Below are 22,959 nucleotides of genomic sequence, written 5' to 3'. Positions count from 1 at the left end.
CACTGACCCGAAAGCGATGTCGGCCTATCCCTATCGCTAACGAGGGGGGATAACCAGCCCCTTCACCTTAAAGAGACATATGCCCTTAGGCGGCTTCAGCCAGCTGATGTGCGCGATAGCTGACGAAACGATAGGCACCAGCGGTCAATACAGAGTTTAACCGTCCATGGGGCGTCAGGCCCACAGCCTTTAATATCATCGCATTGCTGCGACGAATGATATCTGGATCATAATGCGGATAAATCCGCCCCAGATAGGCATTACTGCACGCGGTGCGGTCATAGGGAACGGATTCAGGAACGTTCGAAGCATAATAGGCATAGGCCAGTTCATCATCCGCCAATTCCCGAATGCGACTGACCGCCGCTTTGGCGCGACCCAAACGTCCAATCTGTTCCTTCTGCAAATACGATTTCAGCGTATCGTAGAACAATTTGTAATGCCGGAATTCATCCGCCGCGATCAAGTGGGCTATTTCCGCCAGAACCGGTTCCTTACTGGCCTTGCTCATCGCGGTATAGAATGAAGACGTGCCGGTTTCGACCATGCACCGGGCAATCAACTCCCCGGATCGACTGCCACGGACAGAGGCCTCGACATCCACCGGGACGGAATAGCCTGACGTAAATCGCTCAAAGGCATGCTGAAAATCAAAATCCGGATCGGCCAGCTTGGCCCATTCCGCCAGCGCCTGACCATGTTGGACTTCTTCCTGGCCCCACTCTTTTGCCTTGGCCTGAAAATCCGCATCCCCGGCAAAAACATTGCACAGGTAATCTGTATAGGTGGCCCCATTATACTCAACCAAAGCCGCAGCCTTGACGAGCCGGACCAGCACAGGATCCACCAGGCTTTTATCAAACCGGGACCAGTTAATTGACTCTATCGACCAAGCTGTCACGGAACCCCAACACCTTTATTACAATATCTAGCCAATGGATCATATGAGTTCTTTTCGTGAGAATACAACTGATTACCCCAAAAATGAAAGAGCCCGATATGCGGTTTGCACATCGGGCTCTCCAAAATTCAGGCGTTTAAACTGACTGGCGCCTTAGCGAATTTGAACGGTGGTGAACTTACCACCATCGACCAGCAATTCTTTATAGGAACCAGCTGCTTCACCCGGACCGATCAGTTCAACACCGGTGGCACCGACATAGTCGACATCCCCACCCTTGGCGATGATTTCAAGTGCCTTGCCCAATTCACCCGGCAGAATTGGCTCCCCCGGACCATTGGCAACATCCAGCACCTTGGCCTGGATCGCGGCGCGGTCAGTTGACCCTGCGGCTTCCATTGCCAACATCAGCAGGGCTGCAGCGTCATAGCTTTCAGGTGCGAATGCACCGCTGCCATCAACGCCTTGGGCTTTTGCCAGTTCAAGGAACTTCGTCGCGCCTTCGCCATCATTCCCCGGCAAGGTGCCGATGGTGCCGTTCAGGGATGCCCCGAACGCATCCAGCAGGCTGTCGCCGATCATGCCGTCGCACAATACGAATTTATCAAAGGCACCGGTATCCAATGCACTTTGGATAATGCCACGACCACCCTGGTCGACATAGCCAAACACGGCCAGTTCCTTAGAGCCCGTTGCTGCCAATGTGGCAACTTCGGCAGAATAATCACCCTTACCGTCTTCATGCGGGACAGAGATGGAAACTTTGCCACCGGCTGCTTCAAATGCCGCCTGGAACGAATCCGCCAGACCCTTGCCATAGTCATTGTTGGTGTAGGTAACGGCGATTTCGGTAATGCCCTGATCTTTCATCATATCAGCCAGAACCTGACCTTGACGGGCATCAGACGGGGCCGTGCGGAAGAAATAACCATTGTCTTCAATGGTCGACAAGGCAGGCGATGTTGCGGATGGGGAAATCATCACAACGCCCTTTGGCACGGCGACGTTGTTTGCAATCGCCCCTGTCACGCCAGAGCAATCGGCACCAACGATGGCAGCGACGTTGTCTGACGTCACCAGACGTTCGGCAGCCGCGGTCGCCGCAGCAGAGTCGATGCAGGTGGAGTCGGCGCGAACAGAGGTCACTGTTTCGCCACCCAACAGCTTGCCGCTGTCGTTGACTTCGGTCATCGCCATTTCTGCGGCTGCAGCCATGGTTGGCGTGATCGATTCAATCGGACCGGTGAAGCCCAAAATTACCCCAAGTTTCACTTCGGCCTGGGCCGAGCCGGCAAGACCGGTCGCGCTCAGTGCCAGGACGCTGGTCGCAAGCAAAAGTTTTTTCATGTCTACCACTCCCATAATGCACTACCCCCCAATGAGGCAGCGTTCCATTATCTCGTTCCAGGGGCCAGAACACCCCCCGCTGACCAGACCCGTTACCGCGTTGTTCGGATCGGCTCTGGCAATATTCCCTTAGGACTGAACCGCATCGCAAGCAACAGCACAAGCCCCATCAGCAGCGGGCGCATTTGTGCCGCCGCATCCAACAGATGCAACCGTACCGGATTGTCCGGGGCCATGAAAAAGGTCAGCCCGTCCATCAGCAATATGCCCGCCGGTTCCGCCTGCACCCAGGCAAACCAGATCAGGAAGCCCCCGATCACAGAACCATGATTGTTGCCAGATCCACCAACAATCACCATCACCCAGACCAAAAAGGTAAAGCGCAACGGGTTATAAGTGCCCGGCGTGAATTGCCCGTCCAGGGTGGTCAGCATCGCACCAGCAATCCCAACCACGGCGGACCCCAGAATGAAGGTCTGTAAATGTCGTTTGGTGACATTCTTGCCCATGGCTTCGGCTGCAACCTCATTATCCCGGATCGCGCGCATCATCCGGCCCCAGGGTGAATTCAGCGCCCGCTGCGCCAGCGCGAACAGGATCAACAGCACAACGGTAAACAACAGCATGTAAATCAGCTTCACGAATATCCCGGCATCCTGCTGCGCAAAATCCCTTAGCATTTGGATACGTTCATCACCGGTTACCGTGCTTAGCGCGCCTGAATGCAGCCATTCAATCCAGCCGATGAATTCCGGGGATTCCTGTAATGCGATCTCCTTTGGCATGGGGCGGGCCAAGCCACTGACATTCTTAACGCCGCGTGCCAGCCAATCTTCATTCTTGATCACCGCAATCACGATTTCCGCAATGCCCAGTGTTGCAATGGCCAGATAGTCGGACCGCAATCCCAACGCAACCTTGCCAATACCCCAGGCGACCAGGGCCGCCAACAGCCCCCCGACCGGCCAGGACAGAAGGATCGGAAGACCCAGCCCCCCCAGAAACCCCTGTGCCGCCGGATTAACCCCTTCAATCGCCTCTGTCGCCGGATCAAAGAAAAACCGGACAGCGAAGTATCCGCCCAGAATGACAAGTGTCATAACAATACGCCGCGCCAGTCCCGGCTTCATAACCGCCATAACGATAAATATTGCCGCAATCAACGCCGCCAAAGCAGCGATGGTATAGACCAGCCCGGCTCCCCCGACATCCCAGGCTTCCGGTACGGGCGCTTCAGAGATCAAAACCCCAGCAAGGCCGCCCAGCGCGACGAAGCCAACGGTTCCCGCACTGAACAGGCCCGCATATCCCCATTGGATGTTCACCCCCAATGCCATGACAGCGGAAATCAGGCACAGATTGATCATAACCAGCGCCACCGACCAGGATTGAAAAATCCCGATCAACAGCAGTAAAACGATAATACCCAAATACGCCAGACGGGTTCTTGTCAGGATCGCGCTCATATCACCTTCCCCCGAAATATCCCTGTCGGTCGCACCAGGAGAACAAAGACCAGAATCAGGAAGGATATCGCAAATTTATATTCGGTCGACAGGATCTGCATAAGGCCCTCAGGTCCCCATCCTTCCGGCCCGATATACATCAGCGCCCGCTTATAGGCATATGTCAGCATGACCTCGGAAAATGCGACCACATAGGCACCGATGATCGCCCCGATGGGCTGCCCGATACCGCCCACAATGGCTGCGGCGAACATGGGCAGGATCAACTGAAAATACACAAAAGGCTTAAAGCTTTTATCCAGACCATACAGCGTCCCGGCAACGGTCGCCAGAACAGCCGCAATGATCCATGTCACAGCGACAACCCGGTCCGGGCTGATGCCGGACAACAGGGCCAGGTCCTCATTATCGGAATAGGCCCGCATGGCTTTTCCTGTGCGGGTTTTTTGCAGGAACCAGAACAGGGCGGCCACCATCAGAACCGCAACAACGACCGTTAAGGCCTGGGTCAATTTGATCGTGATCCCCTCTTCCAGCCCGGTCAGACGCTTGAAATCGCCCGCTGAAATCAGAAACCGTGCGCCATCAAAGAACCGCTGGTCCTCTGCCCCGATGACAAAGCGCGTCAATCCGTTCAGGACATACATCACACCGACAGATGCCACGACCAGAATAACCGGCGCAGCGCGTCGCTTTCGATAGAAACGATAGACAGTTCGGTCAATCAGCAAACTGGCCCCAACCGCCAGAGCAATGCCAAAGGGCAGCGCCAACAAGGCCGTTGGCAGCGGATCAATGCCAATCCCGTGCGCCTGCAGCCAATAGGTGATCAACACGACTCCCATTGTCCCAAACGCCATCAGGTCGCCATGGGCGAAATTGGCAAATCGCAATACACCAAAGACCAGCGTGATCCCCAAAGCCCCCAGCGCCAGCTGCGACCCATAGGTCAGGGCCGGGACGAATACATAATTCGACATCAGGGCGAGCATGTTCAGGATTTCCATCGCCCCTATCCCCCCAGAAAGGATTTGCGGACTTCAGGATCCGCCATCAACGCCTCACCCGTATCGGTGAAACGGTTCTCCCCCGATACCAGAACATAGCCGATATCCGCTATTTCCAGCGCCTGGCGCGCATTCTGTTCCACAATCAAGACGGCAATACCGGTTTTCTTGATCGCGATGACACGATCAAACAATTCGTCCATCACGATCGGCGAAACCCCCGCCGTGGGTTCATCCAGCATCAGCACACTGGGCTGGGTCATAAGGGCGCGCCCGACCGCGACCTGTTGGCGTTGGCCACCCGACAATTCTCCCGCAAATTGTCGCCGCTTTTCCTTCAGGATGGGAAACAGATCAAACACTTCCGCCATCGTGTCGGAAAAATCATCCCGGCGCAGATAGGCCCCCATTTCCAGGTTTTCTTCCACCGTCATGCCCGCAAAGACATTATTGGTCTGGGGCACAAAGGCCATATCACAGGCCACCCGGTCTTGCGGTGACATGGATGTGATATCCTGACCATCCAGGGTCACACTGCCAGCCCGCAGATTCAACATACCAAAAAGAGCCTTCATGGCCGTGGATTTTCCAGCCCCGTTGGGCCCAACGACAACGGCAATCTGACCCTTTTCCACGCCGATGGTACAGCCGTTCAGGATATCCGCCCCGCCATAACCACCGCGCATATCCTTACCGATAAGATAGCTCATGCCTGGGCCCTTTCCGCCGCGCGGTCCCGTCCAGCGCCCAGATAGGCCTCAATCACTGTCTCATTCGATTTGATTTCTTCAACGGTGCCAGATGCCAATAACCGGCCTTCTGCCATCACGATCACCGGGTCACACAATCGACCGATAAAATCCATGTCGTGTTCAATCATACAGAAAGTATAGCCGCGCTCCTTGTTCAAGCGCACAATCGCATCCCCGATCTCGTTCAATAAGGTGCGATTGACCCCGGCCCCAACCTCATCCAGCAGGACGACTTTTGCATCGACCATCATGGTGCGGCCCAGTTCCAGCAGCTTCTTTTGACCACCAGACAGATTTCCCGCCAATTCATCCGCGATATGGGTCAGGTTCAGGAACTCGATCACCTCATCGGCGCGGGCGGACACTTCCTTTTCCTGGCGGCGCACTTCGCCCGGAAGAAACCAGGCTTTCCATAAGGTCTCACCGGCCTGATCCGGGGGCACCGCCATCAGGTTTTCCCGAACGGTCAGATGGGTGAATTCATGGGCAATCTGGAAGGTCCGCAACAAGCCCTTCCCGAAAAGGTCGTGCGGCGCCAGCCCGGTGACGTCCTCCCCATCCAGAAAGATTTTGCCCGATGAGGGGGGAAACCGTCCCGCGATCAGATTGAAAAAAGTTGTCTTCCCCGCGCCATTTGGCCCGACCAACCCGGTAATGCTGCCCTTCTCAATCGACAGGCTGACATCATCGACGGCGGTAATCCCGCCAAATCGCTTAACGACGTGCTCCGTCCTAATCATATAGCCAACCTGTATCGGGCGGATTTGCTGCCGCCTCTATTGCCCCTAATCAATAGACGACAATGTGACCGTTTCGGGACGAGTCTTCAATCCGAAGTTTTCAGAATAAACGCGGAATTAATGTCGGGTAATGCGCTCAATCTCCTCTGAGGCGGATTGATAAAAGCTGATCGCTTCCCGAATCAGATTATGCGCGATGGGTTCATTTACATCCACGGGCGTGCCATCGTCAGACCGTTGCACACGAATGCGCTGGTTTGGACCCAATGATACGACCAATCCATCCTCCATATATCCAACAGTCAGATAATTTGCCATAAAGGCCCGTTGATGGGATCGACCACTAACCAGGATGTCCTGCCCGAAGAAGCTGGAATCATAGGGAATATTCAAAAGGCCCAACACTGTTGGTGCGACATCAATCTGCGATGCGATCCAATCAATCCGGCCGGGCGCGACAAAGCCTGGGGCATAAATCCACACAGGAATACGATAATTCTCCGGGGGCAGATCCGTTCTCCCCCGTCCATGGCTGGTATGATCCGCCAGTAAAACAAACACGGTATCCTTGAACCAGGGACGAGTCCGGGCTTTTGCCAGAAAATCTCCAATCGCCCAATCGGTATATTTTACCGCACCATCCCGACCCGTCTTGGATGGAATATCGATGCGACCCTCTGGATACGTATAGGGACGATGATTGCTGGTGGTCATGATATGCCCAAAGAACGGAGTGCCCGTCTTAGCCCGGTCATCGAAACGGGTCAGAGCGAAATCAAACAAATCTTCATCTGATACGCCCCAGATGGTTTCATGGTGGATATGATCACTGTCGATATCGGTCCGGTCCAGAACCTCATAACCGGCCCCGGTGAAAAAATCCTTCATATTGTCAAAAAAGCTATATCCACCATAAAGATACATCGTATTGTAACCATTTGACTTTAAGACTGATCCTAGGGATATCATCCCTTTGTTGCGCTCCCGGATCGGGACGGCGCGCCCAGGGGTCGGGGGGATTGAAAGGGTTATCGCCTCCAATCCGCGCACCGTCCGCAACCCGGTCGCATAGACATTTTGAAAGGTCAGGCTGTCGCGTGTCAGGGCCGTCAGATTCGGGGTAAGACCTTCCCGCCCCCCAAAGGATTCGACGTAATCGGACCCCAGACTTTCAATCGATACCAGAACCACATTTTTCCGAATCGCTGTACCGACCGGAACAACCTTATGGGCAAATCCGTTTGGTCCCGCTTCAGACGTATCCCCCAGATTCGCCTCGTCCAATTCCGCCTTCAGGACGCCACCGATATCGCCTTGCGAAAGCGTGGCATAGAATTGATCGTAATTCAGATCGTTGTTCCGAAACGCCCGAAACAGGGAATAGGGCCCATTGGATGCCAATTCCCGTTCCAAGGGACTGCCCAACACGTGATGGGGCGCCTCATTCACAAGAAAAAAGCAGGCAATAGGTAAACAGGCATACCCAATGATGATCAGCCCCCGACGCTTACAGGGCGGTGCTTCCCGTCTTGCCAGACGCCAGACAGGCGGCACAAGGATCAGGATCATAATCACGGAAATCACGGCCAATCCGCTGAAAATCCATCCCAAAGGATAAGACTGTTCAATATTGCCAACGACTTCACGCGTATAGACCAGATAATCAACGGCAATGAAATTGAAACGGGCGGAAAACTCGTTCCAGAACAAAACTTCAGCGACCAGCCCGAACAAAACCGCCCCCAGGCCTGCTGCCAGCAGGATGGACGTGGACCAGGCATGCCCCCTGCGACCACGATCCGATGCTGGCCAGACCAGAGAGTTCAGCATAAAGGGAATCAGCATCCAACTGACCGCCGCCAGATCATACAGCAATCCGATCAGCATAATTTCGATACTTACCGGTAGCGTCAGTAACTGGGAATTGCCCTCAAAAACCATCAGTCCAATGCGCAACGCCCCGGATAGTCCCAGATAGACAATCAGGATTACAGGGATGATCGCATAACGGGACTGGCGCAAGGCTTTGAAGAAAATCATTCTATACCCATCCTTGGATTTAACAGTATCGATGGTGTTCTATGCATTGATATCGCTTGGCGACGGTGCCCTTTTGCGTCCTGTCACCATGGCGCGCACCAGATTTTCTTTGTGGGAAAGGCTGGAGATCAAAACACCGCAGACATGCAGAGCCACCAGACCAACCATCATATTGGCGAAGGTCGCATGCACCGCTTCCACCCATTCGACGCCCCAGAACCGGTCCAGCGTGAACATCCAGCCCGTCACGCTGACAACCGCCAAAGACAAGATCAATGCCAGGATCATCGCGCCCCCCAAGGGATTGTGCCCCAGGTAACGCGGCGCATCCCCGGTCAAAATCTGTTTGGCATAGGCGACAACATTTCCAGGGCTTGTGACAAAGCTGATAAAGCGGGCGTGACGCGGCCCAAACAGGCCCCACACCAAACGAAAGACGATCAATCCAGCCGCCATATAGCCAGCCCAGATATGCAGATCATCCCATTCTTCGGCGCTGATAAAGGCGACAGTAAAGCTGAGTACCAGGCTCCAATGAAAAATCCGTACAAACGGGTCCCAGACTTTAACCTCTGTGTCCGCTGCAGCGCCGTACTGATCCCCTTGCATGCCTTAATCCTCCCGCTTGCTGTGGACAGGCATCAAAGTCGCCGGATCGAAATACGCTTCCATGCGCTCTCCTTTTTCGGTGATCCCGTATACTTCATAGCACCCGTCCTCATCCTTTATCTGACGGACCTCCCAACCCTGACCGATCAGCTTTTCCTTCAGCGCATCCTGGGACTGCCAGCTGGCCCTGTCCGCCGAACAGGAATGCTGGTCATCATCTGCCAGAACAGGCGATGACATTGCAGCCGCGACGATAAGCAGTGACCCGAACAAAACTTTCTTCATCAGATTATCCTTTTCTCTGTCTGTTGATGGTTCCACCCTAGGCCCCACTCCTGAAGGGAACCTGACAACGAACGAAAACTTCGTTCAGGCAATTGTAAGCTTCCTGTGATTGGATGATCTTTTGCGTCGGAAAGAGGGCCGGACCCAATGCGTATCTTACTGGTTGAAGACGATGACATCCTGGGGGCCGCCGTTCGGGATCAAATTGCCGCAGACGGTCATGCCGTGGATTGGTTTCAGCGACTGGACGATTCGGATGATGCGGTAAGCACGACGCAATACGATCTGATCCTGCTGGACCTTCACTTACCAGATGGTCTGGGCCTGACCTTCTTAACCAGATTGCGACAGCGCGGCAGTGCCGTGCCGGTTATCATTCTAACCGCCCGCGATCAGCTATCTGACCGATTGTCCGGCCTGAATGCAGGCGCGGATGATTACCTGGTAAAGCCCTTTGACCTGTCAGAATTATCAGCGCGCATTTCTGCGGTTTCCAGGCGCTATTCCGGCAACCCGAATCCGTTAATGGAATTTGGAGATCTGGCCGTCGATACCGCCACAAAGCAAATACTGAAACAAGGCCGGCCGATTGACCTGACAGCACAAGAATGGGCGGTTCTGAGTTGTCTTTTGCACAGCCCGAATGCCACCTTATCCAAGGCACGCCTGGAAGATGCGCTGTATGCTTTTGGTGCGGAAGTTGAAAGCAATGCGGTCGAAGTCTATGTCAGCCGCCTGCGCAAGAAACTTGGCCATGACATCATTCAAACGATCCGTGGCCTTGGCTATCGGATAAAGGGGTAAGCGCCATGCGATTGGGCCTGCCGACCAGACTGGTTTTCGTCCTGACCGGCGCCATGTTCGCGATTTGGATACTGGCCGCCGGATCCGCTTTCTATGTAATCTCTCATGAATTGGACGAGGTTTTTGACAGCGCCTTACAGGAAACCGCTCAGCAACTGCTGCCTCTGGCGCTGGAAGGCTTGGAAGAACGCGATGACGATGATGCACAGCAGGTCAAGACCGACACAATCGCCCCTCATGAAGAATATCTGATCTATCAATTGCGAACATCTTCCGGGGCGATCCTGCTCAGATCCCATGACGCACCGGAAACGCCCTTCCCGACCGACTTATCGCCCGGATTTGATAATGTGGGGGGCTACCGCTTTTATACGGAAGCGGCATTTCAAAATACATACTTCCTTCAGGTGGCGGAAAAGACCGGACACCGGCGAAAGGCTGCGGTTGAAGCAACCCTGGGGCTGCTGCCGCCACTGTTGATCGTCATGCCGTTAAGCGCGATCCTGATCTGGTGGATTGTTCAGCAAATGTTAAAGCCCATTGGTCGGCTACAGCGTTTAATTGGCAGCCGGGATGGTGCCAATCTCAGCCCATTGGGCCTGACTGACCTGCCCCCGGATCTGGCCCCGATCGCCAGCTCTGTCGACCGGTTGCTGGATCGCGTTCGACGGACCTTGGAAGCTGAGAAAAACTTCACCGCAAACAGCGCCCATGAACTGCGCACCCCGATTGCAGGGGCCCTGGCCCAGACCCAGCGTTTGATTTCCGAACTGTCTGATGGCCCGAACAAAATCCGGGCACACCAGATCGAAACGGCATTGAACCGTCTGGGCAGTATTTCAGAAAAACTGTTACAGCTTGCCCGCGCTGAGGCCCCTGCCCCCAATACACGGGAAGTTAGTGATATTGCCGTCATCCTAAAGGCGGTACTGGATGATTTGGCGGGCACGCAATCGGGTTACCACCGCCTGTCTTTGAAGATATCAGCCAAAGACACGCCTTTCTGGCCTGTGGATGCGGATACTTTAGGCATCGTTCTGCGCAACCTTATCGAAAATGCCCTTCGACATGGTGACCCAAACGAACCCGTCACCGTCGTGCTGGATGAAACAGGGGCCGTCCGCATCGTCAATCAGGGCCCAATCGTGCCGCCGGACCGTTTCAACGATCTTGCGCGACCCTTTGCGCGCGGCGACAGCGGCGCTTCCGGGACCGGTCTGGGCCTTGCCATCGTCCGGGCCCTGGTGGATCGAAGTGCCCTTCGCCTGGCTTTCTTTTCCCCGGCCGGTGGCCAGAAATCTGGCGTCGAAGCCGTGCTGACCCTTGATCCGCTGAAAAGCAAAGAGGCGGCCCCCCTATTGGGTGGGCCGCCTCTAAAGTCCTAGACTGCACAACCTGTGACGGGTCGGCGCCTTAACGTGGTGCCAGCACCATCACCATCTGGCGTCCTTCCAGATTGGGGTGCATTTCCACCTTGGTCTTTTCTTCCATTTCCGCCTTAACGCGGTTCAGAACATCCAGACCCAGATTCTGGTGCGCCATTTCACGCCCGCGGAAACGCAGTGTGACTTTGACCTTATCACCCTCATCGATGAACTTATTCAGGGAGCGCATTTTGACTTCATAGTCATGCTGCTCAATATTGGGGCGGAACTTGATTTCCTTGACCTCAATAACCTTCTGCTTTTTACGGGCCTCATTCTTTCGCTTCTGAGACTCGTATTTAAATTTTCCGTAATCCAGAAATTTGCAGACGGGCGGTTCAGCATTTGGGGAAATTTCCACCAAGTCCAAACCTGCCTCAGCAGCCAAGCGGATGCCTTCTTCCGGTGTGATAACACCGATCTGTTCGCCTTCTGCGCCGATTGCGCGTATTTCCCGCGCTGTGATTTCCTCATTCACGCGGGGGCCCTCCTTAGTTCCGGGGGGGGCGTAGTGGGGTCTGCGTATTGGAGCCTCCTCGACCTGTCTATCGGTCGCTGTTGTTACAAAAATCTCAGCCTAAGGCTGAACAAGCCACGAATGCTTAACCGATACTGCCCTTCAAGCTGCACCAGTCGGCATCCGCGCTTCTTCCTCTAGGATATGGATTGCCTCGTCAAGCGCAAGGATTTCCTGATCCTTTCCGCCAAGACGCCGCAAGGCAACCGTTCCTTCTTCCTGTTCCCGCTTGCCAACCACCAGCACGGCTGGGATTTTCTGCATCGATAATTCACGGATCTTCAGGTTGATTTTCTCATTGCGCGTATCGGCCTGCGCCCGCAATCCTGCGGCTTTCAGCTTTGCCAGCACCGACTGGGCATAGTCATCGGCATCATTGGTAATGGTTGCGACCGAGACCTGCACCGGGGCCAGCCAGATCGGAAACTTGCCAGAATATTGTTCAATCAATATCCCGATGAACCGCTCAAACGACCCCAGAATCGCCCGATGCAGCATGACGGGGCGATAGCGATTGCCGTCTTCTGCCATATAGGTGGCATCCAGACGCTCAGGCAGAACAAAGTCAACCTGCAGCGTGCCACATTGCCAGTCGCGCCCGATGGCGTCGCGCAGCACGAATTCCAGCTTCGGGCCATAGAACGCGCCCTCCCCTGGATTGAGCGTATAGGTCGCCCCTGCCGCCTCCGTTGCGGATTTCAGGGCGGCCTCTGCCTTATCCCAGGTTTCATCGGATCCGGCGCGAACCTCAGGGCGATCCGAGAATTTGATCGTGAACTCTTCAAACCCGAAATCGCGATAAATCGATGACAGCAAATCAATGAATTCGCGTGTTTCCGATTCGATCTGATCTTCGGTACAGAAGATATGCGCATCGTCCTGCGTAAAGGCGCGCACCCGCATGATGCCGTGCAAGGCACCCGACGGCTCATACCGGTGGCAAGACCCAAATTCCGCCATGCGCAGCGGTAACTCGCGATAGGATTTGATGCCCTGTTTGAAAATCTGAACATGGCCCGGGCAATTCATGGGCTTCAGCGCCAGCATCCGGCGGTTCTGGCCCGTATCGCTGTCATGGTCGACCTCGTCCACCTCTGCGATGAACATATGCTCGCGGAATTTCTCCCAGTGACCGGATTTTTCCCACAGGACACGGTCCACCAATTGCGGCGTCTTTACTTCGACATAGTCGGCCGCTTCCAACCGGGCGCGCATATAGCGTTCACAAGCGCGATATACTGCCCAGCCCTTCGGATGCCAGAATATAGAGCCGCGTGCTTCTTCCTGCAGATGGAACAGGTCCAGTTCCCGGCCCAGTTTGCGGTGATCGCGCTTTTCCGCTTCCTCAATCCGCGTCAGATGGGCTTTTAGTTCCTTCTCATCGCGCCAGGCCGTGCCATAGATGCGCTGAAGCTGGGGATTGTTCGCATCGCCACGCCAATAGGCACCCGCAAGCCGCAACAGCTTGAAGGCCTTGCCCAGGCGGCCCGTGGAGGGCAGATGCGGGCCACGGCACAAATCGATCCAGTCGCCCTGGCGGTACATGCTGATTTCCTCATGTTCCGGCAGTTCATAAACCCATTCGGCCTTAAAGCTCTCACCCTTTTCCTTAAAGAATTGGGCAACCTGCTCGCGCGTCCAGACTTCGCGCACGATGGGAATATCGCGATCCACGATATCCTGCATGCGCGCTTCAATGGCCGCAAAGTCTTCGGTTGAGAACGGCTCTTCACGATGGAAATCGTAATAAAAACCATCTTCCGTGGACGGGCCAAAGGTGATCTGCGTGCCGGGGAAAAGCTCCTGCACCGCCATTGCCAGCACATGGGCGGCATCGTGGCGGATCAGTTCCAGGGCCTCTGGGTCCTGACGCCGGATCAGTTCCAGCTTCGCATCTTTTTCAATGGGGCGGTTCAGGTCCCATTCCACCCCATCTACGCGGGCCAGCATGGCGGCCTTGGCTAGGCCAGGTCCAATATCTGTTGCCACATCCAGCGCCGTAATTGCGCCAGGATAAGACTTCACACTGCCATCGGGGAGGGTTACAGCAACCATATCAATTCTCCTTCCAGGTCCCGTCCACTAAACGGGGCACCGCTTCCGGATCGTGGGTATATCGGCGCCCGAAGGAGCCGGTCCCACAACCTGTCACGCATTGGTTTCAACTGTCGCCTCGCCCCAACAACGGGCGGCGGGTCGACAATCGCTCAAACTCTTCAAGGGTCGGGGGTTTACCGCAAGTTCTATGGGGTGGCAAGGGTGCCTGACAGGCGATCCATTACACTGGCGACCGACAGGTCCCCCAGATCATCCACCTGCAACAGGCGCACAGACGGTCCTTTCTGGGCACAAAGTGCCGGATCGGAGGCCTTGGAGTACAGCACCAGACAGGGACATCCTGCCACAGCGGCCAGATGCATGGGGCCTGTATCATTGCCCACCGCAATCTCCGCCCGGCGACACAGGCTGGCCAGTTGAAAAAGCTCCGTCTGGCCGGTCAGGTCAATCGCCTGTGGACAGGCCTGGGCAACGACATGCGTCCAATCCGAATCAGCCCCGGTTCCAATAATCACCGGCGTCAGCCCTGCCTGCGCCCAGCTTTGGGCCAGGCTGGCGAAACGGTCTGCCGGCCAACGTTTATCCGGGCGATGCGCCGACCCGCCCGGCACGATCAGGCCGAACCTGTCCGGCATGTTCAGCCCCTGGATGTCACCCTGCATCCAATCGACTCTGGGGGCTGGAACCGTAGCGATTCCCGCCATAGCCAGTTGATCACGTTGTCGTTCCAGGGTGTGCATATGATTGCGATCGGGATTGGCATGGGGATGGGACGCGCCCTTCACAATACCGGAAATCAAAGGCCGGTGGGGCCATAACATACGCCAGTAATTGCCGGAACGGTCCGAGGTTTGCAGATCAAAGATCATATCAAACCGCCCCGCCAGCAACTGACGGCGCAAGGCCCAATAGCCTGGAATCGACCGGGGCCGCTGATCGGTCCAAACCTGATCAAACCAGCCGGACCGTGTTGCCAATTCAACGAAGGGGCGCGTCGTCAACAGGGTGATCTGTGCCTGCGGCAGGGCCGCACGAATGGCCTGGAAAGGGCCCATCGCCTGAACGAAGTCCCCCAACGCGCCCAGCTTGATGACCAAAACCCGATTCAGGTTCTGCGGCAGGGACACCATGTGATCAGGCCGCACTGGCCGCCGGGGCCTTCAGCAGTTCACAATAAACATCCAGCGTTGCCGCGCACATTCCCAGCTTCGTGAATTTCTGGCGTGCATTTTCGATGCCCGCAGCGCCGATTTCCTGACGCCGGGACGCCCCGATCTCCAGCGCGTAATCCAGCTTATTGGCCAGATCGAAGGCATCGCCAGGACGGAACAGAAATCCATTTTGTCCATCTTCAATCTGCTCAACCGCTGCACCATGACGCGGGGCGACAACCACACGCCCCATCGCCTGGCCTTCTACGGCGACCCGCCCGAATCCTTCCGGGTCTGTGGAGGCCGACACAACGATATCCGCCAGTTTCAAGGCTGCGGGCATATCATCACACCCTCCCACGGCATGAACAACACCATCCACGCCCAAGCGTTTTGCCAGATGCTCAACCTCCCGCACGAATCCGTCGCGCCCCTGGGCATCGCCAACCAGCAGGCAGCGCACCGTGCGGACTGACATTTGCGACAAGGCGCGCAACAACAAGGTCTGCCCTTTCCAGCGCGTCATCCGCCCTGGCAACATGATGACCGGAACACCATCGGGCAGCCGCCACCGTTCAGACAACCGGATCAGACGCTCAGCGGAGACGTTTTCGCCAGAGTACAGATCGATATCGATGCCGCGATGGATCACCCGGATTTTGGTGCCGTCTATCCGGTAATGTTCCTGAATATGGCGGCGAATGAATTCGCTGATCGCAATCACCCGATCCGCCTTGGTCATCACGGAATTATAATAGCGCTTTAAGGGATTGCTGAAATTATAGGTCCCGTGAAAGGTGGTAACGAAATGGGCCTTGGTTTCCTGCGCCGCCCAATAGGCGCTCCACGCCGGAGCGCGGCTGCGCGCATGAATAATGTCGATCTTTTCTTCCCGGATGATACGGGCCAGATGTTCGGCATTGCGGCGCATCGTAAAATAGCTTTTGGACGCCAGCGGCAATTCAATATGTTCAATACCAGCCCGCGTCAGTTCCCGTGTCATAGGACCGCCCGATGAGGCGACAAGCGCCCGGAAACCAGCCGCTTTCAGGGCAATGGCGACATCAATCGTGCCGCGCTCGACGCCGCCGGTCACCAGGGCTGGCAAGACTTGCAGCACGGTTCCCTGATATGGACCATCGGGTGTTTCCTGCGCTGCATTATCTGTGTTAGTCACAATAACATTCCAATCCAAGGCCCAAACCAGACCCAATATAGGCACGCCCCGTGACACATGCCCTAGACTATCTAGAACAGCCAGATTTTGGAAGCACCGGACCCAGAAAAATCGCATACCGGCATATCGCGCACAAAACAAGGCCAGACCTTCAGTCTCAGTCCTCAGACACCCCGGCAGGTATTCTGTTCTGTGGCGGATTTCACTCCAATATGGATGGGGGCAAGGCGGAATTTCTGCATGAAAAATGCGCACAAGCAGGCATGGCATTCACCCGATTCGACTATGGCGGCCATGGGTTAAGCGGCGGAGCCTTCGCAGATGGCACGATTGGCGACTGGTATTGCGATGCCCAACTGATTTTTGATCAGATCTGCACCGGACCGCAAATTGTCGTCGGCTCTTCGATGGGGGCCTGGATGGCGTTAATGCTGGCGCGTGATCGCGCACCGCGCGTCGCCGGTCTGGTGCTGGTCGCTCCTGCCCCTGATTTCCCACGCAAACTGATGCTGCCGCAATTGCCCAAACAGGCAATGGTGGATTTGCAACGGGATGGCGTCTGGGACCGCCCGTCGGAATTTGAAGACGATCCCTATCCGATCACGGCAAAACTGATTGAAGAAAGCAAAGCCCACGAATTGCTGGACGGCCCGCCGGTTTGGGTCGATGGGCCCATCACCATCCTGCATGGTACCAAAGATGAAGTGGTCCCCCTGTCCCATGCCCAGGCGGTTGCCAATTGGGTACAGGGTGACCCTGTGACATTGACCACCATCGAAGGCGGCGATCACCGGCTATCGACCGCGCCTGATCTAGATCGTCTTTGGCAGGCTATAGAAACGACTATTGGGTCGTCGTGACAGGACGGTCCACCGTCGTAGGCTCAGGAGACTTTCCAGATACTGCGCGTGTGAAATTCGTAATGCTGCGGACCGTATCAAACCAGAATGGCGTGCCTAATCCTGCCAAAATACCGGTCAAAAAGCAGCCCAGAAAATAATACAAAAACTGATCACAAATCGTACTTTTGAATGAGGCCGCAATCTCTTGAAGGGTTTTCCCATTCCAGCCCATTGGTATCATCTCCGCCAGTTGAGCTTTCTGTCGTTCCAGTGTCTCCTTGGTGACAAGACTATTTTCGAGACAGGCATCGAATTCAGCCGCAGGTTTGGCACGACAATCGGCGATTATTGCCTTTTGCGCTTCCAGGACTAGGGATTCAGATTGGGCAATAATGGCTGATCGCGCCTGTGGATCGCCAATATACACGGTGACCAGGGTGAAGGTGTTGATGTTTAGGGCAAGCGCCACCAGCACCCCGGCGAACATAGAGACCTGCGTCGCATAGCGCCGGGTTGTTTCCCGAAATATCGCCCGAACCCCTTCATATTTATTGAAAAAGCTGTCGAAAACCAGTTCCGCCTGATCGCCAATTTCTGCCACAAGTAATTTTCCAAAGGCGCTTCTCTTGATCAGATTGACCAATTCATTTGCTGGAACGGAAACGATGTCCTCGCCGCGAATGTTTTTGATCTGAATTTCGTTCGTCCCATCGCCCCGCGGGACAGCGGGTGACTGGCCCGAGCTGTTCTTAAGCAGGTTCTGTTGAAGTTCCGTCAAGCTGGCAAGCAGCGCAGATGACGTTATTCCAGGGGCAGATTTCTTCAGCTTTTCGCATTCACGCTGAAAGACATTCAACAACTCGTTTTCCGCGAAATGTCGAACCGCCTGCGCCATGACACGCTTCTTTCGCGGTTTTATGACGAAAATAATCAGGTTATTCACAAAAATCGCGATGGCCAGCATCGACAAGGCAAAGGCCAGAGCCGCATCAATATAGGGCATCGGTTCTCTCCGCGACGATTTACAATCGCATAACATTACATGATATACGTGCAAAATAATATAATTTTTACCAGAGACTGTTTTAGGACGACAGCATCGCTGTCAATGCGTCGCGATAGTTTGGCCAGCGCAGGGTGACGCCCAGTTCTTCCTTGATGCGTTTATTGCTGACCCGTTTGTTGTCGCGATAGAAGCTTTTCGCCATGGGAGACAGATCCGCTTCCTCAAACGGGATTTCCGGCGGCGGCGTGACGCCCAGCAAGTCACAGGCATAGGTGATCACGTCTTGCGGTGGGGCCGCCTCATCATCACAGCAATTATAGGCCGCCCCTGGATTGGGCCGCGCCGCAGAGGCCAGCAGGATATTGGTGATATCGTCTATATGGATACGGCTGAAGACCTGCCCGGGTTTCACGACCCGCCGCGCACGGCCTTGGCGCACCGTATCCAGGGCACTGCGTCCCGGTCCATAAATGCCAGCTAACCGGAAACTGTGCACCGGACCGGCCGGTGCCAGCGCGAACCAGGCGGCTTCGGCATCAACGCGACGTTGCCCGCGCATCCCGGACGGGGCCATGGGGGCCGTTTCATCCACCCAGTCCCCATCACAATCCCCGTAAACGCCGGTCGTCGACAGATACCCGATCCAATCAAAGGGCGCTGCCTTCAGAATATCCTGGGCATGCAGGTCCACGACCGGATCTCCCTGATCATCGGGCGGGACGGAAGACAGCAGATGACTGGCCTGATCCAGTGCTGCCCGACCGGCATCATCCAGCGGATGATCCCGATCAAACACATGCGCATCGATCCCCTGTGCGATCAGGGCCGCCTGCTTTTCAGCACTGCGGCAGGTTGCGCTGATCCGCGTGCCGGTTTCCCTGAGCACTGCTGCGAATGCATTGGCGCTGTAGCCCAATCCAAAGACAAACAAATGAGGAATAGAAACAGGGTCAGACATAACAGGCGCTCCACAGGATCGAAATGACGCGGTTTAGATTTTTTCTTCAACCGGCCTTTGGAAGGTCTTGCCTTCCCCGACGGCTGGCCCGACCTTAGGCAAATGAAGACATCGCATCAATACAGTCTGCGTTCCCTGCTGCTGCGCGCAACACCGCTGGCATTGTGCCTAGTATGGGCTACGCCAAGCCTGGCCCAGGGGATTGTCACAGAAAAGCAGCAGGACTATCGGGCCTGTATGCAACTGACCCGCATCGATCCCAGCGCGGCCTTTGAGCGGGCGCTGAGCATGCTGGATCTGGGCGGCGGCATTCCCGCGCGTCACTGCGCCGCCGCTGCGCTAATGATGCTTGGTAGCTATGCAGAGGCGGCCCAGCGTTTCGAAGAAATCGCCCGGATGATGCCAGATGATGCCTCTGCCGATACGGTGGCCAGCATTCTTGCCCATGCCGGCATTGCGTGGATGGAGGCGGAGGATCTGGACCGTGCCTATGCAGCGCAAAGCGCCGCCCTGGAACTGAACCCGGAGTCAGCCCCCATTCTGATAGATCGCGCCATGGTTTTGGCGGAGCGAAAGAATTATTGGGACGCCATTGACGACCTGAATCATGCGATTGAAATCAACCCGGATGATCCCGTCGCCTATGTTTATCGGGCCAGCGCCTATCGCTTTGTGGAAGCCAATGATCTGGCAATGGACGACGCCAACCGCGCACTAACCCGCGACCCGGACAACGCAGAAGCCTTGCTGGAACGGGGCATTCTGTATCGATTGGCCGGAAATCTGGATGCGGCGCGGCAGGATTGGGTTCATCTGATTGAAAAGCATGACGGTCGCCCGGCGGCTGAAGATGCAAGGCGTAATCTGGAGCTTCTGGATGTCAAAGAACCGCCGGCCCCTGCCCAATAGGCTCCCATCAGATCGTTAAAGCTGGTTTACAATAGGCGTCTTAATTTACCACGCGGGGCTTTGCGGGTCCGGCAACACTGACACCGGTTGATTTCGTCAGATGGGCCCCCAGCGCCCATTGCGCCTTTTCCGCTGTCTGACTGAGCATATGAACCACCGCATGGAGTTCCTTTTCCCCCAAATTCAACCGCACCCCATCCGGGCCGTTTCCTGTCAGGGTCAGTTGAACACCGCCGGTTTTCAAGGCAGCAACGTTTAGTTTCTTAACCAGCATGGGGCCATCCGCTGGAAACGGAACCAGGCCCTCTTCCTCATAGGGTTGATTGAAATTGGCCGTGCTCATCGCGGATTCACGGCGGAATTCGTTGACCGCCTGTCGCTGTTCCGTTGGCTGCGCTTCCGTCCCGGTCAGATGATCGAATATCTTGCCGATGGAGGCGAGGAATTGCAGCGTCATCCGCCGCGTCATCCACATGCGCGCATCCTTATCCTGCAGGCGCGCCCGCATCAGGATGCGGTCTTCCTCTACTTGATAGCTGCACGATATCTGTACGTTTTTTGCCATGAGGAGAACTTAGCGCAGTCGGGATTTCCTGTCACCTGTGACGAAAGCAGGTCTATTTCCCCAATTCTGTAAACACCTCTTCTTCATCATCGGTCTCCAGCGCATAAACAGATTGCGATGATTTCGGAACCGGCGCGAAGGGGGTGCGCGTTTCCGCCGCCGCAACGCGATGTTTGGTAATGCGATACAGCGAAAACAGGGCCAGGCTGGCAAATATGATCGCCACCATGACAAACAGGCTGCCCGCCCCGAAACCATCCATCAGCGGTCCCAGCGCAACAGGACCCAAGGCGGCGCCAACGCCATAGATCAATAACAGCCCACTGGACACTTCCACCATTTCCTCATTGGGCGCGAAATCGTTGGAATGGGCGATGCACAGGGCATAGATTGGCGTCATTACCCCGCCATGGACAAGCGCCAAAGCAAACCCCATCCAGGGAACCGGCGGATACCAGAATGCCAGGGCCAACCCGGTTCCAATGGTCGCGGTCGCGCAAAGCCCAATCACGATACGCCGGTCGATGCGGTCTGACAGCCACCCCAAGGGCCATTGCAAAATGGTCCCCCCCACCATGAACGCCCCCATGAAAAGGGCAATTTCCGACACCGGCAATCCACGGGTTTGCGCAAAGACGGGACCGAATGTCCAGAATGCCCCATCCGCGACCCCAACCAGCACACATCCCACAAAGCCGGTGGGAGACAGGTTATACAGGCGCGCAAAGCGCAGTTTGGCTGTTGGAATCTGATCAGGTTCCCGAACAGGGGCCAAAGAAACCGGCACCAGTGAAATCGCCACCAGGATCGCAACCAGGGAGAACAGCACATAGGACCGGGTATCGGACAGCGCCACCATCTGCTGACCACCGATTGTCGCCAGATTTCCGATAATAATGTACAGCGACAAGACGGTGCCGCGAATACGGTTAGTGGCCTGTTCGTTCAGCCAGCTCTCAATCACCATGTAGACGACAGCCAGACAAATGCCACTAATGCCGCGCAGGATCGTCCAGGTCCACGGATCAACGACCATAGGAAAAATCAGTGTCAAGGCGGCCACAAGGGCGGCAAATCCGGCAAATGCGCGGGTATGCCCGACCGCCTGAACGACTTTTGGGCCGACGATACAGCCAATTACAAAGCCAACGAAATACGCCGATCCCATCAACCCGATGGCAGAACTGCCGAACCCTTCCATCTGGGCACGGATCGGCACCAGGGTGACCATAAGGCCATAGCCCAGAAACACGATTGCGGATCCCAGCAGGATTGTCCCAATGGATCGATATTGCGAATTCATAGCGCCCCGCACCAAAGGTAAGAGCATCATGCGCTCGCATGAGCACAGACATCGCTCCAGGAGGCGCAGACTAGACCGAGCGAAGCGGAAAGACGATCACAAAGACGGCATAAATCACAACAACGGAGTCAAGAGCGATTACCCCGCCAGATCCAGCCGCAACCCTTGACCCGAACGTTCAAAACCCATCATTGCCACCTTGCGCGGCAGCCCCCATCGATAGCCCCCCAGCATGCCGGAACTGCGCACCACACGATGACAAGGGATCAGCCAGCTTATCGGGTTGGCACCCACTGCCGTGCCAATGGCGCGCGATGCGCCTTTCGGCAATCCTATAAACTCTGCCAGACTGCCATAGGTCGTGTAATCGCCAGGCTGGATGCGCATCAAAGCTTCCCAGACCTTCACCTGAAATTCCGTACCCTTCAGCAGTAACCGGATGCCTTCATCGTGAGGGCGTTGTCCCGGCTCCGCAAAAATACGATCCATATAGGTCTTGGTGAAAACAGGGTCTTCAACCAGCCGGGCCTGTGGCCACCGGGACGCCATATCGTCGAAACAACCCTGATGCCCGCGGGAATCAAGGAAGGCTAGGCCACATAATCCCCGTTCCGTCGCCAAAACCAAAGTGGGACCAAAGATACCCTCGTGCCAGGCCCAGCGAATGGTCAGCCCTTCAGCCGCGCGTTTATACTCACCGGGCGTCATCGCCTCGAAAGTCACAAACAGATCGTGCAATCGGCCAGGACCAGACAGGCCCGCATCAAAGCTGGCATTCAACAGATCGGCCTGACCATCCAGCGCCTGTTTGGCCTGTTCCAAACTGACCACACTGAGAAATTTCTTGGGGCTGAGACCGACCCAACGCTGAAACACGCGCTGAAAATGAAACTCGCTCATCTCACATTCCTGTGCCAGGTCGGCAAGACTTGGACGATGCTGACCCCACGTATCGGCGATATGGGCCAGGGCCTTTCCGATGCGGATGTAGTCCCGCTGTTGTTCCAGATCATCGCTCATCTTCATTCCTCACCGGATTCTTCATTTGTTGGGGTGTTGATGCCTGTGTTCTAACGTTTTGAGTTTCATCGCCCCACC

The 22,959-nt window shown here is 55.7% G+C and carries 22 protein-coding genes; 4 read left to right on the top strand and 18 right to left on the bottom strand.

Annotated elements, in window-relative coordinates; all coding sequences use genetic code 11:
• Positions 1-85: 85 nt before the first annotated feature.
• The 9 genes from ACOSDR_RS02730 to ACOSDR_RS02690 all read right to left on the bottom strand — a co-directional run bounded on the left by ACOSDR_RS02730 (position 86) and on the right by ACOSDR_RS02690 (position 9,147).
• Positions 86-901, bottom strand: a complete 816-nt coding sequence (locus ACOSDR_RS02730; protein WP_420724416.1) for a ferritin family protein — start codon at positions 899-901, stop codon at positions 86-88.
• A 153-nt stretch (positions 902-1,054) separates the two neighbouring features.
• A complete protein-coding gene (locus tag ACOSDR_RS02725) occupies positions 1,055-2,248 on the bottom strand; it encodes an ABC transporter substrate-binding protein (RefSeq protein ID WP_420724417.1) in 1,194 nt (397 codons plus the stop codon).
• A 92-nt stretch (positions 2,249-2,340) separates the two neighbouring features.
• Positions 2,341-3,714, bottom strand: coding sequence for a branched-chain amino acid ABC transporter permease (locus tag ACOSDR_RS02720; protein WP_420724418.1), 1,374 nt, complete (start codon positions 3,712-3,714; stop codon positions 2,341-2,343).
• Positions 3,711-4,721 carry a branched-chain amino acid ABC transporter permease gene (locus ACOSDR_RS02715; protein ID WP_420724419.1) on the bottom strand — a complete coding sequence of 337 codons (1,011 nt, stop codon included), beginning with the start codon at positions 4,719-4,721 and terminating at the stop codon, positions 3,711-3,713. Before ACOSDR_RS02715 ends, ACOSDR_RS02720 begins: the two co-directional genes overlap by 4 nt.
• A gap of 5 nt (positions 4,722-4,726) precedes the next feature.
• A complete protein-coding gene (locus ACOSDR_RS02710; protein WP_420724420.1) occupies positions 4,727-5,431 on the bottom strand; it encodes an ABC transporter ATP-binding protein in 705 nt (234 codons plus the stop codon).
• Entirely contained in the window at positions 5,428-6,213 is a 786-nt protein-coding gene (locus tag ACOSDR_RS02705; RefSeq protein WP_420724421.1) for an ABC transporter ATP-binding protein, read from the bottom strand. The genes ACOSDR_RS02710 and ACOSDR_RS02705 overlap by 4 nt, the downstream gene beginning before the upstream one ends.
• A 117-nt stretch (positions 6,214-6,330) precedes the next feature.
• Entirely contained in the window at positions 6,331-8,253 is a 1,923-nt protein-coding gene (locus tag ACOSDR_RS02700) for an LTA synthase family protein (RefSeq protein ID WP_420724422.1), read from the bottom strand.
• Positions 8,254-8,292: 39 nt separating this feature from the next.
• Positions 8,293-8,862, bottom strand: a complete 570-nt coding sequence (locus tag ACOSDR_RS02695; RefSeq protein ID WP_420724424.1) for a cytochrome b/b6 domain-containing protein — start codon at positions 8,860-8,862, stop codon at positions 8,293-8,295.
• Between the two features lie 3 nt (positions 8,863-8,865).
• Complete coding sequence (locus tag ACOSDR_RS02690; protein WP_420724425.1) at positions 8,866-9,147, bottom strand: PepSY domain-containing protein; 282 nt, start codon at positions 9,145-9,147, stop codon at positions 8,866-8,868.
• Between the two features lie 147 nt (positions 9,148-9,294).
• On the opposite strand from ACOSDR_RS02690, the gene ACOSDR_RS02685 reads away from it, so the two are divergent.
• A complete protein-coding gene (locus tag ACOSDR_RS02685) occupies positions 9,295-9,951 on the top strand; it encodes a response regulator (protein WP_420724426.1) in 657 nt (218 codons plus the stop codon).
• 5 nt (positions 9,952-9,956) lie between these two features.
• Positions 9,957-11,336 (top strand): ATP-binding protein, encoded by a 1,380-nt coding sequence (locus tag ACOSDR_RS02680; protein WP_420724427.1) that lies wholly within the window; start codon positions 9,957-9,959, stop codon positions 11,334-11,336.
• A 28-nt stretch (positions 11,337-11,364) separates the two neighbouring features.
• On the opposite strand, the gene infC is transcribed toward ACOSDR_RS02680, so the two are convergent.
• From infC to ACOSDR_RS02660, 4 genes are all read right to left on the bottom strand, one after another.
• Complete coding sequence (infC, locus tag ACOSDR_RS02675; protein ID WP_420724428.1) at positions 11,365-11,853, bottom strand: translation initiation factor IF-3; 489 nt, start codon at positions 11,851-11,853, stop codon at positions 11,365-11,367.
• 141 nt (positions 11,854-11,994) lie between these two features.
• Entirely contained in the window at positions 11,995-13,947 is a 1,953-nt protein-coding gene (thrS, locus tag ACOSDR_RS02670) for a threonine--tRNA ligase (protein WP_420724429.1), read from the bottom strand.
• A 188-nt stretch (positions 13,948-14,135) separates the two neighbouring features.
• Complete coding sequence (locus ACOSDR_RS02665; RefSeq protein ID WP_420730310.1) at positions 14,136-15,095, bottom strand: glycosyltransferase family 9 protein; 960 nt, start codon at positions 15,093-15,095, stop codon at positions 14,136-14,138.
• Positions 15,085-16,278, bottom strand: coding sequence for a glycosyltransferase family 4 protein (locus tag ACOSDR_RS02660; RefSeq protein ID WP_420724431.1), 1,194 nt, complete (start codon positions 16,276-16,278; stop codon positions 15,085-15,087). Before ACOSDR_RS02660 ends, ACOSDR_RS02665 begins: the two co-directional genes overlap by 11 nt.
• Positions 16,279-16,328: 50 nt before the next feature.
• On the opposite strand from ACOSDR_RS02660, the gene ACOSDR_RS02655 reads away from it, so the two are divergent.
• Positions 16,329-17,138, top strand: coding sequence for an alpha/beta hydrolase (locus ACOSDR_RS02655; protein ID WP_420730309.1), 810 nt, complete (start codon positions 16,329-16,331; stop codon positions 17,136-17,138).
• On the opposite strand, the gene ACOSDR_RS02650 is transcribed toward ACOSDR_RS02655, so the two are convergent.
• Together ACOSDR_RS02650 and ACOSDR_RS02645 are read right to left on the bottom strand one after the other, a co-directional pair.
• Entirely contained in the window at positions 17,122-18,123 is a 1,002-nt protein-coding gene (locus ACOSDR_RS02650) for a hypothetical protein (protein WP_420730308.1), read from the bottom strand. The genes ACOSDR_RS02655 and ACOSDR_RS02650 overlap by 17 nt on opposite strands.
• A gap of 82 nt (positions 18,124-18,205) precedes the next feature.
• Positions 18,206-19,084 (bottom strand): SDR family oxidoreductase, encoded by an 879-nt coding sequence (locus tag ACOSDR_RS02645; protein ID WP_420730307.1) that lies wholly within the window; start codon positions 19,082-19,084, stop codon positions 18,206-18,208.
• 102 nt (positions 19,085-19,186) lie between these two features.
• Here ACOSDR_RS02645 and ACOSDR_RS02640 point away from each other — a divergent pair, with 102 nt between their 5' ends.
• Positions 19,187-19,993 (top strand): tetratricopeptide repeat protein, encoded by an 807-nt coding sequence (locus ACOSDR_RS02640; protein ID WP_420724435.1) that lies wholly within the window; start codon positions 19,187-19,189, stop codon positions 19,991-19,993.
• 40 nt (positions 19,994-20,033) lie between these two features.
• Here the strand turns inward: ACOSDR_RS02640 and ACOSDR_RS02635 are convergent, their stop codons facing one another.
• The 3 genes from ACOSDR_RS02635 to ACOSDR_RS02625 all read right to left on the bottom strand — a co-directional run bounded on the left by ACOSDR_RS02635 (position 20,034) and on the right by ACOSDR_RS02625 (position 22,881).
• Positions 20,034-20,558, bottom strand: a complete 525-nt coding sequence (locus ACOSDR_RS02635; protein WP_420724436.1) for a hypothetical protein — start codon at positions 20,556-20,558, stop codon at positions 20,034-20,036.
• Positions 20,559-20,610: 52 nt separating this feature from the next.
• Positions 20,611-21,861 (bottom strand): MFS transporter, encoded by a 1,251-nt coding sequence (locus tag ACOSDR_RS02630; protein ID WP_420724437.1) that lies wholly within the window; start codon positions 21,859-21,861, stop codon positions 20,611-20,613.
• Between the two features lie 138 nt (positions 21,862-21,999).
• Positions 22,000-22,881, bottom strand: a complete 882-nt coding sequence (locus tag ACOSDR_RS02625; protein ID WP_420724438.1) for a bifunctional helix-turn-helix domain-containing protein/methylated-DNA--[protein]-cysteine S-methyltransferase — start codon at positions 22,879-22,881, stop codon at positions 22,000-22,002.
• Between the last annotated feature and the right edge of the window lie 78 nt (positions 22,882-22,959).

Source organism: Hwanghaeella sp. 1Z406 (assembly GCF_048892425.1).
Lineage (GTDB): Bacteria > Pseudomonadota > Alphaproteobacteria > UBA8366 > Aestuariispiraceae > Pacificispira.
Note: the sequence above shows the minus strand (reverse complement) of the source record. Positions and strands in the feature narration are given on the sequence as shown.

Coding starts and splice junctions, on each gene's coding strand:
- ACOSDR_RS02725 (WP_420724417.1), bottom strand. CDS start 2,248: ATGAAAAAACTTTTGCTTGCGACCAGCGTCCTGGCACTGAGCGCGACC.
- ACOSDR_RS02720 (WP_420724418.1), bottom strand. CDS start 3,714: ATGAGCGCGATCCTGACAAGAACCCGTCTGGCGTATTTGGGTATTATC.
- ACOSDR_RS02715 (WP_420724419.1), bottom strand. CDS start 4,721: ATGGAAATCCTGAACATGCTCGCCCTGATGTCGAATTATGTATTCGTC.
- ACOSDR_RS02710 (WP_420724420.1), bottom strand. CDS start 5,431: ATGAGCTATCTTATCGGTAAGGATATGCGCGGTGGTTATGGCGGGGCG.
- ACOSDR_RS02705 (WP_420724421.1), bottom strand. CDS start 6,213: ATGATTAGGACGGAGCACGTCGTTAAGCGATTTGGCGGGATTACCGCC.
- ACOSDR_RS02700 (WP_420724422.1), bottom strand. CDS start 8,253: ATGATTTTCTTCAAAGCCTTGCGCCAGTCCCGTTATGCGATCATCCCT.
- ACOSDR_RS02695 (WP_420724424.1), bottom strand. CDS start 8,862: ATGCAAGGGGATCAGTACGGCGCTGCAGCGGACACAGAGGTTAAAGTC.
- ACOSDR_RS02690 (WP_420724425.1), bottom strand. CDS start 9,147: ATGAAGAAAGTTTTGTTCGGGTCACTGCTTATCGTCGCGGCTGCAATG.
- ACOSDR_RS02685 (WP_420724426.1), top strand. CDS start 9,295: ATGCGTATCTTACTGGTTGAAGACGATGACATCCTGGGGGCCGCCGTT.
- ACOSDR_RS02680 (WP_420724427.1), top strand. CDS start 9,957: ATGCGATTGGGCCTGCCGACCAGACTGGTTTTCGTCCTGACCGGCGCC.
- thrS (WP_420724429.1), bottom strand. CDS start 13,947: ATGGTTGCTGTAACCCTCCCCGATGGCAGTGTGAAGTCTTATCCTGGC.
- ACOSDR_RS02650 (WP_420730308.1), bottom strand. CDS start 18,123: ATGCCCTATATTGATGCGGCTCTGGCCTTTGCCTTGTCGATGCTGGCC.
- ACOSDR_RS02645 (WP_420730307.1), bottom strand. CDS start 19,084: ATGTCTGACCCTGTTTCTATTCCTCATTTGTTTGTCTTTGGATTGGGC.
- ACOSDR_RS02640 (WP_420724435.1), top strand. CDS start 19,187: ATGAAGACATCGCATCAATACAGTCTGCGTTCCCTGCTGCTGCGCGCA.
- ACOSDR_RS02635 (WP_420724436.1), bottom strand. CDS start 20,558: ATGGCAAAAAACGTACAGATATCGTGCAGCTATCAAGTAGAGGAAGAC.
- ACOSDR_RS02630 (WP_420724437.1), bottom strand. CDS start 21,861: ATGAATTCGCAATATCGATCCATTGGGACAATCCTGCTGGGATCCGCA.
- ACOSDR_RS02625 (WP_420724438.1), bottom strand. CDS start 22,881: ATGAGCGATGATCTGGAACAACAGCGGGACTACATCCGCATCGGAAAG.